This window comes from Variovorax sp. P1_H12_2 (assembly GCF_056405335.1).
In genome coordinates, this window is sequence record NZ_JBFUCI010000188.1 from 1 (window position 1) to 11477 (window position 11477).

Annotated in this window: 11 protein-coding genes; 4 read left to right on the forward strand and 7 right to left on the reverse strand. The window is 68.7% G+C overall.

All coding sequences use genetic code 11. From position 1 onward, the window contains the following. The 5 genes from paaA to AC1D2K_RS18960 all read right to left on the reverse strand — a co-directional run. Positions 1-806 (reverse strand): 1,2-phenylacetyl-CoA epoxidase subunit PaaA (gene paaA / locus AC1D2K_RS18940; protein WP_478090373.1); only part of this gene is annotated, 806 nt, incomplete at its 3' end. Positions 807-834: 28 nt separating this feature from the next. After that, positions 835-3279: a penicillin acylase family protein gene (locus AC1D2K_RS18945; RefSeq protein ID WP_478090374.1), complete on the reverse strand. Its 2445-nt coding sequence runs from the start codon at positions 3277-3279 to the stop codon at positions 835-837. Positions 3280-3323: 44 nt separating this feature from the next. Continuing rightward, the gene (gene paaK, locus AC1D2K_RS18950) at positions 3324-4643 is read right to left on the reverse strand and encodes a phenylacetate--CoA ligase PaaK (protein WP_478090375.1); all 1320 of its coding nucleotides are present in this window, start codon (positions 4641-4643) and stop codon (positions 3324-3326) included. Between the two features lie 19 nt (positions 4644-4662). Further along, positions 4663-5112: a hydroxyphenylacetyl-CoA thioesterase PaaI gene (gene paaI / locus AC1D2K_RS18955; RefSeq protein ID WP_478090376.1), complete on the reverse strand. Its 450-nt coding sequence runs from the start codon at positions 5110-5112 to the stop codon at positions 4663-4665. Positions 5113-5123: 11 nt separating this feature from the next. Beyond that, complete coding sequence (locus AC1D2K_RS18960) at positions 5124-5924, reverse strand: enoyl-CoA hydratase-related protein (protein ID WP_478090377.1); 801 nt, start codon at positions 5922-5924, stop codon at positions 5124-5126. A gap of 172 nt (positions 5925-6096) precedes the next feature. Between AC1D2K_RS18960 and AC1D2K_RS18965 the strand changes: the two genes are divergently transcribed. Next, positions 6097-6699, forward strand: coding sequence for a phenylacetic acid degradation protein PaaY (locus AC1D2K_RS18965; protein WP_478090378.1), 603 nt, complete (start codon positions 6097-6099; stop codon positions 6697-6699). On the opposite strand, the gene AC1D2K_RS18970 is transcribed toward AC1D2K_RS18965, so the two are convergent. Continuing rightward, positions 6700-7677: a M14 family metallopeptidase gene (locus AC1D2K_RS18970; protein ID WP_478090379.1), complete on the reverse strand. Its 978-nt coding sequence runs from the start codon at positions 7675-7677 to the stop codon at positions 6700-6702. Positions 7678-7712: 35 nt separating this feature from the next. After that, on the reverse strand, positions 7713-8408 hold the full coding sequence (gene rpe / locus AC1D2K_RS18975) for a ribulose-phosphate 3-epimerase (protein ID WP_478090380.1): 696 nt from the start codon (positions 8406-8408) through the stop codon (positions 7713-7715). Between the two features lie 171 nt (positions 8409-8579). On the opposite strand from rpe, the gene apaG reads away from it, so the two are divergent. The 3 genes from apaG to AC1D2K_RS18990 form a co-directional block, all read left to right on the forward strand. Then, positions 8580-8975 (forward strand): Co2+/Mg2+ efflux protein ApaG, encoded by a 396-nt coding sequence (apaG, locus tag AC1D2K_RS18980; protein WP_478090381.1) that lies wholly within the window; start codon positions 8580-8582, stop codon positions 8973-8975. An 80-nt stretch (positions 8976-9055) separates the two neighbouring features. Further along, positions 9056-10324 (forward strand): cation:proton antiporter, encoded by a 1269-nt coding sequence (locus AC1D2K_RS18985; protein WP_478090382.1) that lies wholly within the window; start codon positions 9056-9058, stop codon positions 10322-10324. Continuing rightward, a partial coding sequence (locus AC1D2K_RS18990; protein WP_478090383.1) for a YbdK family carboxylate-amine ligase occupies positions 10321-11477 on the forward strand: 1157 nt, incomplete at its 3' end. The genes AC1D2K_RS18985 and AC1D2K_RS18990, both read left to right, overlap by 4 nt.

Sequence of the window (11477 nt, forward strand, 5' to 3'; positions counted from 1 at the left end):
GGGTCGGGCAGCGTCACGCCGAGCACCTTGGCCTGCTCGATCGCCGCGTCGATGAACTTGGCGCGAAGATCGTCGTTGGTGAAGCGCTTGATGCCCCAGCGCATCGACTGCGCCGAGTTCGGCGACTGGTCGTCCGGCGGACCGAACATCATGATCGAGGGCCACCACCAGCGGTTGACCGCGTCCTGCACCATCGCCTTCTGCGCCTCGGTGCCCTGCTGCATCATGGTCAGCAGCGCCTCGAAGCCCTGGCGCTGGTGGAAGCTCTCTTCGCGGCAGATGCGGATCATGGCGCGCGCATACGGCGCGTACGAGCAGCGGCAGATCGGCACCTGGTTCATGATCGCGGCGCCGTCGACCAGCCAGCCGATCGTGCCCATGTCGGCCCAGGTCAGCGTGGGGTAGTTGAAGATCGAGCTGTACTTGGCGCGGCCCGAGTGCAGCGCATCGACCATCTGGTCGCGCGAGGTCCCGAGCGTCTCGGCGGCCGAATACAGGTAGAGGCCGTGGCCGGCCTCGTCCTGCACCTTGGCCAGCAGGATCGCCTTGCGCTTGAGCGTGGGCGCGCGCGTGATCCAGTTGCCTTCGGGCAGCATGCCGACGATCTCGGAATGCGCGTGCTGGCTGATCTGGCGCACCAGCGTCTTGCGGTAGTGCTCGGGCATCCAGTCCTTGGCCTCGATGAAGCCGCCTTCGTCGATGCGGGCGTCGAAGCGCTGTTCGAGCTGCAGTTCCTCGGTGGAACGCACGGCCTTCTTGCCGTCGCCGGGCTCCTTGCCCATCGTATCCATGGCTTGCGTGTACATCTTGATCTCCTTGAAGGGCTCAGAAACTTCAGTATTTCAGCTGTTTGCTGGACTCGAGATTCCGGTCGACGGCTGCCGGCGTCAGCCATTCGCTCTTGCAGCCAAAATCCTTGAACAGCACCATCTGGTCGCTGTAGTGCGCTGCCTTGCGGCCGTCGGGMGCGACGAAGCCGCTCTGGCCGGGTGGCGCCGCCGTGCACATCGAAACGGCGCCGGCCGCGAACACCACCTTGTCGTTCTGCGTGCCGCGGTTCATGAAGCTCGGCAACGTCAGAAGCTCATCGGCGCCGGCCTGCGGCGCGCCGATGAAGTTGCTGGTCAGGAAGACGTGCTTCGTGACCGGCGTCAGCCATTTGGCGGTGTCGGTCCCGAAACGGGCCGTCAGCTCCGACATGGCTTGCGCCAGCGTGGCCCGGATGACCGCGTTCTTGTCTTCGCCATTGAAGAAGTCGTAGGTCTGCGGCACCCCGGCCTTCGCGCCGAGCAATGCGTTGTAGAGCAGCTTCGAACCGTTGCCGGGGCGGATGCTGGCGACCTGGGTCGCGCCTGCGTAGCCGCCGTTCGCATAGGCCGCGAACACCTCGGGCGGAAGGTCGTCCTGCAGCACCTTCCTGTAGATGATGGGCAGCCAGGTCATCATGAGCGTGGTGGCCGGGCTCTGGTAGACGCCCTGCTCGGACGGGTCGTCATTCAGCTTGTTCCAGCCCGCCAGGATCTGTGCGCCGCGCCGCGCCGGGTCGGCGGCCGGCAGGCCCTTGGTGGCCTCGACGATGAAGGGGACGAAGTAGCGCGCGTTGGTGTCGGCGTAGGCGGTGGCGCGGGTCAGCGCCCACAGCTCGTCGGGCGTGTGCCTGGGCTTGGCCTCGAGCCGGGCGGTGATTTCGTTGACGCGGTCTGCCGCGCCATAGTTGCCGCCGTCGCTGACCGCGCCGGGTGCCGACTGGTTGTTCCAGTTGGCAACGAAGCCCTGCGCCGGATTGAACACCTTCGGATCCTCGCTGAAGGGCCGGATGCCCAGCCACTCCATCGTGCCATCGCCGAGTGCCGGCAGGCGCAGGTCCTGTGTCGCCGGCCGGATCGGCAGGCGGCCAGGCGAGACATAGCCGATGTTGCCGCCGGCGTCGGCGTAGTACCAGTTGATGGTGATCGCGACGCGCGACGCCTGGGCCAGCCACTCGTCCCAGTTCCTGGCTTGCATGGAGTGGATCCAGCCCAGCAGGGACTCGAGTTCGTAGCCGTCCCAGCTCCGCTTCATCGCGTAGGCCGTGTGGTTCGGGAGGTCGAAGTCGGTGACGATGCCGTGCACCGTGGCGTACACGTCGACGCTCTGGTCGGCCTGGCCCTTGACCTTGATGACTTCGGTGCGCCGGCTCATCGGGCGCATCGCGCCATTGAAGACGTATTCGTGCGGGTTCGCCGGGTTGAGCTTCTCCTGGTACATGTCGTTGACATCCAGCGGGCCCGCGGTGGCGCCCCAGGCGATCTTGCCGTTGGTGCCGAAGAGCACGACAGGATGCGCAAACGGCGTGTTGCCGGTCACGTCGTAGCCGGCCCCATGCAGGCCGATGGCGAAGACATAGGCCGGATTGAACCAGTTGAACTGCGGACCGTTGATCAGCACCGTGCTGCCGTCGCTGGTTTTCGCCGGGCCCGCGATCCAGAGGTTGCTCGCGATCGGGCGCTCCCAGGGTTGGGCGACGCCGCGCCGCGCCGCGTCGGTATCGCTGCGGGCGACCAGCAGTTCGGGCGAGACCGGGCCAAGCCGCGCCAGCGGATCGCTGCCTCCGCTGACGGCGGGCAGCGCGGCGGCCTGCGAGCGGCCGCTGGTACGCGGCACGGTGGTCGGCGCCAGCGGGTCCTCTACCCAGCGGATCTGGTCGAACAGCTGTCGGCCGACCGTATCGCCACGCGCCTTCTTGAGCACCTCCAGCAAGCGGAGATTGGCGATCTCGCTGCTTGCGTTCGAATAGCGGTTGGCCATCGTGCCGACCCAGATCATCGCCACGTCGTAACCGGTCCAGTCGTTCTTCGGCACGAAGCCGGCGTCGATGAATTGCTTGGGCAGCAGCGTGTCCCGGTTCGCGAGCACTTCGTTGACCCGCGCATTGAAGCCCGCCGCATAGCCGTCGAAGATGGCCTTGTCGTCGGCGGAGAGCCTGGCCATCTGGGCCTGGATCGACGCCGGGGTGAAATTGGAGCGGCTGCCCTTGTCGAGCGCCACATAGGCCGGCCCCATCACCTCGGACACGGTGCCCAGCACCGCACGGCGCGCCATCTCCATCTGGAACAGCCGGTCTTCCGCGACCACGTAGCCGTAGCCGTAGAACAGGCCGCGCACGTCGTCGGCATACACGTGCGGCACGCCGTAGGTGTCGCGCTTGACGGAGGCCGTGCCGGTGGACGGCGGCGGCGTCGTGGCGCAGCCGGCCAGCGCGAGTGCGACGCAGAGGGCGCTGAGGGTCTTGAGGTTCACAGGGTTCGATCGGTGGGTTGACTTGGCCGGAAGGGAGTTCGCCCTCAGCGCGGCCGCTGATCGATCACGCGCCGGGCCTTGCCGGTCAGCGTGCGTTCGATGGCGTCGGGCCTGAGCACGTTCACCCGGGTCGTGATGCCCACGAGGGTCTTGATCCGCTGCTGCAGCCACTGCGTGATCTCGCGCACCTCGGCCTCGTCGGTGGAAGCCGCCGCCAGCGGCTGCAACTCGCACTGCACCTCCACGGTGTCGAGCAGGCCGTCGCGGCTGACGCTGATGAGGTACTGGCCCGAGAGCTTGGCGTGCTGCAGCACGATCTCCTCGATCTGCGTCGGGAACACGTTGACGCCGCGGATGATCAGCATGTCGTCGGAGCGGCCGACGATCTTGCCCATGCGGCGGAACGAGCGCGCGGTCGGCGGCAAGAGTCGCGTGAGGTCGCGCGTGCGGTAGCGGATGATCGGCAGCGCCTCCTTGGTGAGCGAGGTGAAGACCAGCTCGCCCTCCGAACCGTCGGGCAGCACCTCGCCGGTTTCGGGGTCGACGATCTCGGGATAGAAATGGTCTTCCCAGATCACCGGGCCGTCCTTGGTCTCGACGCATTCGCTGGCCACGCCCGGGCCCATCACTTCCGAGAGGCCGTAGATGTCGACCGCGTCGATGCCGGCCTTGCCCTCGATCTCGTGCCGCATGGCTTCGGTCCAGGGCTCGGCGCCGAAGATGCCGACGGTCAGCGAGCTCTCGCGCGGATCCATGCCCTGGCGCACGAACTCCTCGATGATCACCTGCATGTAGCTCGGCGTGACCATGATGATGTCGGGCCGGAAATCCTGGATCAATTGCACCTGCTTCTCGGTCTGTCCGCCCGACATCGGGATCACGGTGCAGCCCGCGCGCTCGGCGCCATAGTGGGCGCCGAGGCCGCCGGTGAAGAGGCCGTAGCCATAGGCCACGTGCACGATGTCGCCGCGCCGTCCGCCGGCGGCGCGGATCGAGCGCGCCACCAGGTCGGCCCAGTGGTCGATGTCCTGCCGGGTGTAGCCCACCACCGTCGGCTTGCCGGTGGTGCCCGAGGACGCATGAATGCGCGCCACCTGCTGGCGCGGCACCGCGAACATGCCGAAGGGGTAGTTGTCGCGCAGGTCCTTCTTGGCCGTGAACGGGAACTTCGCCAGGTCGCTCAGTTGCTTGAGGTCGGCCGGGTGCACGCCCTTGGCGTCGAAGGCCTGGCGGTAGTGCGGCACGTGGTCGTAGGCGTGCTGCAGGGTCCAGCGCAGGCGCTGCAGCTGCAGGGCCTCGATCTGGTCGCGGCTGGCGGTCTCGATGGCGTCCAGGTCGCCGGGTGCGGGTTGCTTGACAGGCATTCGTGTCTCCTCGGCGGGCTCAGGCGGCGACCGCCGGCTTGCCCTTGATGGTGTAGGAGCGGCCGCGGAACATCGCGATACGCTCACCGCGCTGGTTGGTGATCTCGCTGTCGTAGACGCCGGTCCGGCCGGCCTTCGACAGCTCGAAGCTGCGCGCGGTCAGCAGGTCGCCCTCGCGCGCCGGCGCCACCAGGTCGATCGAGAAGCCCGAGGCCACGGTGAGCTCGTTGTAGGAATTGCAAGCGTAGGCGAAGGCGGTGTCGGCCAGCGCCGCGAGGAAGCCGCCATGGCAGGTGGCGTGGCCGTTGAGCATGTGGCCGCGCACGGTCATCGTGACCGTGGCCTGTCCCGGCGCGACTTCGGTCACGTCCATGCCCAGGCCCTGGACCGCGCGGTCGTTGGCGTACATGCGCTCGCGCACGAGCTCGGCGGTTTCCTGGGGCGTCGGTTCGGTGGCAATGTTCGACATGTGGGTTCTGTTCAGCGATCGGTGAAGAGAGGGGCGCGCTTGGCGCCGAAGGCAGTGACGCCTTCGAGGTAGTCGTGGGCGCTCCCGAGCTGCGCCTGCACCCGGGCCTCGGCGTCGAGGGCCTGGTCGAGCGTGAGGTGCTGTGCACCGTCGATCGCGGCGCGCGTCTCGGCCAGCGCCTTCACGGGCATCGCCGCCAGGCGCTGCGCCAGCTTGGAGGTCTCGTCGGCCAGCGCCGTGTCATCGACGCACTTCCAGATCAGGCCGATGCGCTCGGCCTCGGCCGCGGGCAGCTTGTCGCCCAGCATCGCCAGGCCCAGCGCGCGCGCGCGGCCCACGATGCGCGGCAGCAGCCAGGTGCCGCCGGTGTCGGGCACGAGGCCGATCTTGGCGAAGGCCTGGATGAAGCTGGCCGATTGCCCGGCCAGCACGAAGTCGCAATTCAGCGCCAGGTTGGCGCCCGCGCCGGCCGCCACGCCGTTGACCGCGGCGATCACCGGCACCGGCATCGAGCGCAGCCGCTGCACCAGCGGCTTGTAGAGCAGCTCGATCGTGCGCCCCAGGTCCTTGGGCGGCTCGCCGGGCGCCGAGGGCGCGACCATCGGATCGGCCAGATCCTGCCCGGCACAGAAGCCGCGGCCGGCACCCGTGAGCACCACGCAACGCACTTCGGCGTTGGCCGCCGCGGCATCGAGCGCCTGGCGCAGTGCCTGGTGCATGGCTTCGGTGAAGCTGTTGAGGGCGGCAGGACGGTTCAGCGTCAGCGTCAGGACCGGGCCCTGCTGCGCGGCAAGCACGAGTGAATCGGACAAGCTGTGTCTCCAGTCTTGAGTCTTGGCGTGGGGCGGGGGTCTTGACCGGCGTCAAAGGTATCGTTGACTGACCGGTCGGTTAATCATAGGATCGACCAAGGCTTGATGCAAGTCAAAATCGCCAAGGGATAACCCTTAGCCTCGTTTCCATCCAACACCAACGGAGATCGCCTTGCCTTGTTATTCCATCGAAGGGGTGGTGCCGGTCGTCGACCCGAGCGCCTTCGTCCACCCGACCGCGGTGCTGATCGGCGACGTGATCGTCGGACCGGACTGCTATGTCGGGCCCTGCGCCGTGCTGCGCGGCGACTTCGGCCGCATCGTGCTCGAGCGCGGCTCGAACGTGCAGGACACCTGCGTGCTGCACGGCTTCCCGGCCCAGGACACGGTGGTCGGGGAGAACGGCCACATCGGCCACGGCGCGGTGCTGCACAGCTGCGTGGTGCGGCGCGATGCGCTGGTGGGGATGAACGCGGTGGTGATGGACGAGGCCGAGATCGGCGAGGCGGCCATCGTCGCGGCCTGCGCCTTCGTGCCGGCCGGCAGGAAGATCCCGGCCCGCTCGCTCGCCGCCGGCGTGCCCGCCAAGGTGTTGCGCGAGCTCAGCGACCAGGAGGTGGCCTGGAAGCTCGAGGGCACGCGCACCTATCAGGCGCTCACGCTGCGCAGCCTGGCGACCATGCAGGAAGTGACCGCGCTGGCCGAAGTCGAGGCCGACCGGCCGCGGCTCGACGCACCAGACGTGCGCCCGCTGATCGCGACCAAGCGAAGCTGATCAGGGCTTGCGCGTCAGGTCGCGCTCGCTCTCCACCGCGAAATAGAACCATTCGGTGTCCGGCAGCGCCTCGGCGTTCGGGAACACGACGACGCCGTCGCGCTCGGCGCGCAGCAGGCTGCCATCCGCGCGCACGCCGATCGGCTCGCCGCGCGCCACCGGATCGAAGGTGGCCCATTCGCGAACGAAGCGGTCGTCCGCATGCAGCCGATCGGTCACGCTGACGAGGCGCAGCAGCGACGGCCGCGAAGGCGGCGGCCGCTGCGGATCGGGGGCCAGCATGCCCAGCAGCCGCAGCGTGGCGAGGATCGCCGCATGCGCCACCTCGGGCGCGGCCGGGTCCTCGTGCTGGCCGCATTCGAGCGTGACGCCGTAGCCGCCGCGGCTGCGCATGTATTCGTTGGTGCCCCAGCCGAAGGCCAGCGCCGCCTCGTCGGCCGGCCGTCCGCCGGCGCGCTGCGCGAGCCCGGCGGCATAGATGTCGAGCCAGCCCTCGACCACGCGCGGCGTACCCAGGTGCAACGCCAGCTGCCCTTCCTCGAAGGCGCGCGAGAAAGGCTCGAGCGCGCCCTGGTTGTCGCGCGGCCCGATCATCGCGAAGGCCTCGCCCTCGCTCTGGAAGGAATGCAGGTCGAGCAGCACCTCGTGGCGATCGAGCAGCGGGCACAGCAGGTCGGTGATGCGGGCCTCGTAGTCGGCCGGCTCGGCGCCCGGCGCGGTCGGCCGGAACAGGCGGTTGAGGTTGCGCTCGCCCTCACGGCGCAGCCGCCGCCGCGCCAGCGGATTCGCGACCGGCACCAGGGTGAGCTGGCCGCGCAGCAGCGCCAGCGAACCGGCGTCCAGCTCGGCCGCGATGCGCTCGATGCCGGCGGTGCCACAGGTCTCGTTGCCGTGCACGCCGCCCAGCACCATCAGCCGCGGCCCGGGCTGCAGGCTCGCGTAGCCGTGGATGCGCAGGAGGTCGGGGGGCGCTGTCATTTCGCCGGCGATCGATCGGGCTTGCAGCGACCCGCTCAGGCCTTCACGGTGGTGGCCAGCTGTTCGCGCATCGCAGCGACCACACCGGCGTAGTCCTTGGCATTGAAGATCGCGCTGCCTGCCACGAAGGTGTCGGCGCCGGCGCTCGCGACCCGCGCAATGTTGTCGACCTTGATGCCGCCGTCGACCTCGAGACGGATGTCGCGGCCGGTCTCGTCGATGCGCTTGCGCGCGAGTTCGATCTTGCGTAGCGCCGAATCGATGAAGCTCTGGCCGCCGAAGCCCGGGTTCACGCTCATGATCAGGATCAGGTCGATGTCGTCGATCACCCAGTCCAGCGCCTCCAGGCCGAGGGCCGGGTTGAACACCAGCCCGGCCTTGCAGCCGGCCGCCTTGATGGCCTGGACGCTGCGGTGCATGTGCGGCGAGGCGTCCGGATGGAAGCTGATGTAGTCGGCGCCGGCCTGCGCGAAGGCCGCGGCCAGCGCATCGACCGGTTCGACCATCAGGTGGACGTCGATCGGCACCGGCCGGCCGTCGGGCGTCCTGGCATGCGGCTTGAGGGCCTGGCACACCATCGGACCGAAGGTMAGATTCGGCACGTAGTGGTTGTCCATSACGTCGAAATGGATCCAGTCGGCRCCGGCSGCGATCACGTCGCGCACTTCGTCGCCGAGGCGTGCGAAGTCGGCCGAAAGGATGGAGGGGGCGATTCGGAAGGGGCTGCTCATGGGCTCGGATTGTCGCAGCAGGGCAGCCTTGGGGGGGCRGCGMCCCACACGCAGTGGGGGAGCGTGGGGGCGAGGCCGGCGCCGGGCCGCCCCAAGGCGGCCTGCGGCCCCCTCGGGGGGCAGCGACCCACACGCAGTGGGGGAGCGTGGGGGCGATGTACCATGACCGGGATGTCCAGCCTTCCGATCAGCGTGGAGATCGAACCTCGCTACCTGCCAGACCAGTCCTCGCCCGAGGACCGCGTCCATACCTTTGCCTACGCGGTCACGGTGACCAACCACGGCCAGGTGCCGACGCAGCTGATCGCGCGCCACTGGGTCTTCGCCGACGCCTCCGGCCACACGCAGGAGGTCGACGGCCTCGGCGTCATCGGCCAGCAGCCCCTGCTGGCGCCAGGGGAATCCTTTCGCTACACCAGCGGCTGCCGGCTGCAGGCGCCCAGCGGTACCATGCATGGCAGCTTCTTCTTCGTGACCGAGCGCGGCGAGCGCTTCGACGTTCCAATCCCCACGCTGGTGCTGGAAGCCGACGCGGGGGACATGCCCTCCTCGCGCGTGCTGCACTGAGCACGCATTTCACTTTCGAGCCATGAACGCCTTGCGCGCTCTGGATGTTCCGCGGGGGCTCTGTCCCACGAGCTGAATCGATGACGTCTTTCATTCCCTACGATCTGCTGGGCTTCTGGTCGGAGTGGGTGCGGCCCTCGGCCGGCCTGCCGACCGTGCTGTGGTCGCTGCTGCTGGCGACCTCCGCCGCCGCCGGCCACCTGGTGCAGCGCTACATGGGCCTGCCCAAGGTGGTCGGCTATTCCATCGTCGGCACCGTGGTCGGCTTCGCCGGCTTCGAGGGCGCGATCTGGCCGCTGCAGGGCATCAGCCTGTTCCTGCTCGAGCTCGGCGTGGCGATCGTGCTGTTCGAGGCCGGCGGCCGGCTGCCGCTGCGCTGGTTCCGGCACAACCCGATGGTGCTGGTGCAGAGCCTGCTCGAAGCCACGCTGACCTACTTCGGCGTCTTCTGGGCGCTGCACTGGCTCGGCATCCCGGACCCGGTGGCGAACCCGATCGCGCTGATGGCGATCGTGGCCTCGCCGGCCGTGCTGAGCCGGGTGGTGATGGACACCCGGGCCTCGGGCCCGGTGACCGAGCGCGCCATGACGCTGGCGACGCTCAACACCTTCTACGCCCTCGTGCTCGGCTATGCACAGGCCAGCCTGATCGAGCATGCGCCCACGGGGCTGCTGCAGAAGCTCAATCCGGTCGGCGTGGTGCTGGGGCTCTCGTTCGTGGTCGGCGCGCTGATGGCGCTGTCGCTGCGCTCGGCGTTGCGGGTCATGAGTCCGGCCAGCGAAAACACCTCGATCCTGCTCCTGGCCATCATTGCCGCCGGCGCCGCGCTGGCCGCGCATTTCGGCGGCTCGGCGCCGCTCGCGGCCCTGATCGGCGGCGTGCTGCTGAAGGCGCTGAACCCCAAGCCCTGGGCCTGGCCGCGCCAGCTCGGTACCGCGGCCTCGCTGCTCACGATGCTGATGTTCGTGCTGGTCTCGATCGTCGCCGCGCAGGCCGACTGGAGCCTGCCGGTGGCCAGCGTGGTGCTGAGCGTGATCGGCGTGCGCGCCTTCGCCAAGATCGCCGGCGTGGCGATCGCCAATCCGGGCAGCGGTGCGAGCTGGAAGCAGGCCCTCTGGGTCGGCTGCGCGATGTCGCCGCTGTCGTCGATCGCGCTGCTGATCACCTCCGCCTTCGTCACCGCCTCGCCGCTGCTGGGCCCGATGATCACGCAGATCGCCCTGCCGGCGATCCTGCTGATGGAGGTGCTCGGCGCGGTGCTCGCCACCATCGCCATCCACGGCGCCGGCGAAAGCTCCAAACCCTGGACGCCGGAGGTCTTCGGCACCGTGGAGGACACGCAACGATGAGCGCAGCGATGAACCCACGCACCATCGATCCGCGGACCGGAGCGCCCGCCAACACCCCCGCCAGCCGGGTGGTTCCGCTCGAGCCCTTCAACAAGTCGGTGGCGCTGTCGCTCGGCGTCGAGCTCGAGCTGCAGCTCGTCAACACCCACGACTACGACCTCGCCCCCTATGCCGAGGACATGCTGCGGCTGATGGCGAAGTCGCCGCTGCCGCTGCCGGGCAGCGTGGTCCCCGAGATGACCTCGAGCATGATCGAGATCTCCACCGACGTCTGCCACTCGGCGCTCGACGTGATCGCGCAGCTGACGCCGATCCGCGACGCGCTGGTGCGCAATGCCGACAAGCTCAACATCGCGGTGGTCGGCGGCGGTACCCACGCCTTCCAGCAATGGCACGAGCGGCGCATCTACGACAAGCCGCGCTTTCGCGCGCTCTCGGAGCTCTACGGCTACCTGTCGAAGCAGTTCACGATCTTCGGCCAGCACGTGCACATCGGCTGCCCCGATGCCGACTCGGCGCTGCTGATGCTGCACCGCATGTCGCGCTACATCCCGCATTTCATCGCGCTGTCGGCGTCCTCGCCCTTCGTGCAGGGGCAGGACACGCAGTTCGATTCGGCGCGGCTCAACTCGGTGTTCGCGTTCCCGCTGTCGGGCCGGGCGCCCTTCACCCTCAGCTGGCGCGAGTTCGAGAACTACTTCATGCGCATGACCCGCACCGGCGTGGTCCGCAGCATGAAGGACTTCTACTGGGACATCCGGCCCAAGCCCGAATTCGGCACCATCGAGATCCGGGTCTTCGACACGCCGCTGACCGTCGAGCGCGCCGCCGCGCTGGCCGGCTACGTGCAGTCGCTGGCGGCCTGGTTCCTGCAGGAACAGCCCTTCACCCCGACCGAGGACGACTACCTGGTCTACACCTACAACCGCTTCCAGGCCTGCCGCTTCGGCCTCGACGCGCTGTATGTGGACCCGGCCAGCGGCGAGCACATGCCGCTGCGCGACCACATCCTGATGACCATGACCCAGCTCGAATGGCACAGCGAAGCGCTCAATGCCACGCAGGCGCTCGGCGAGCTGCGCACCAGCGTGGAAGCCAACCGCAACGACGCGCGCTGGCTGCGCGAACGGCAGGGCAAGGAGCGGCTCCTGGC

What these genes read in the sequence shown, in the direction of transcription:
- paaI (WP_478090376.1), bottom strand. Translation starts at nt 5,112, where the DNA reads ATGTCGAACATTGCCACCGAACCGACGCCCCAGGAAACCGCCGAGCTC.
- apaG (WP_478090381.1), top strand. Translation starts at nt 8,580, where the DNA reads ATGTCCAGCCTTCCGATCAGCGTGGAGATCGAACCTCGCTACCTGCCA.
- paaK (WP_478090375.1), bottom strand. Translation starts at nt 4,643, where the DNA reads ATGCCTGTCAAGCAACCCGCACCCGGCGACCTGGACGCCATCGAGACC.
- AC1D2K_RS18985 (WP_478090382.1), top strand. Translation starts at nt 9,056, where the DNA reads ATGACGTCTTTCATTCCCTACGATCTGCTGGGCTTCTGGTCGGAGTGG.
- AC1D2K_RS18970 (WP_478090379.1), bottom strand. Translation starts at nt 7,677, where the DNA reads ATGACAGCGCCCCCCGACCTCCTGCGCATCCACGGCTACGCGAGCCTG.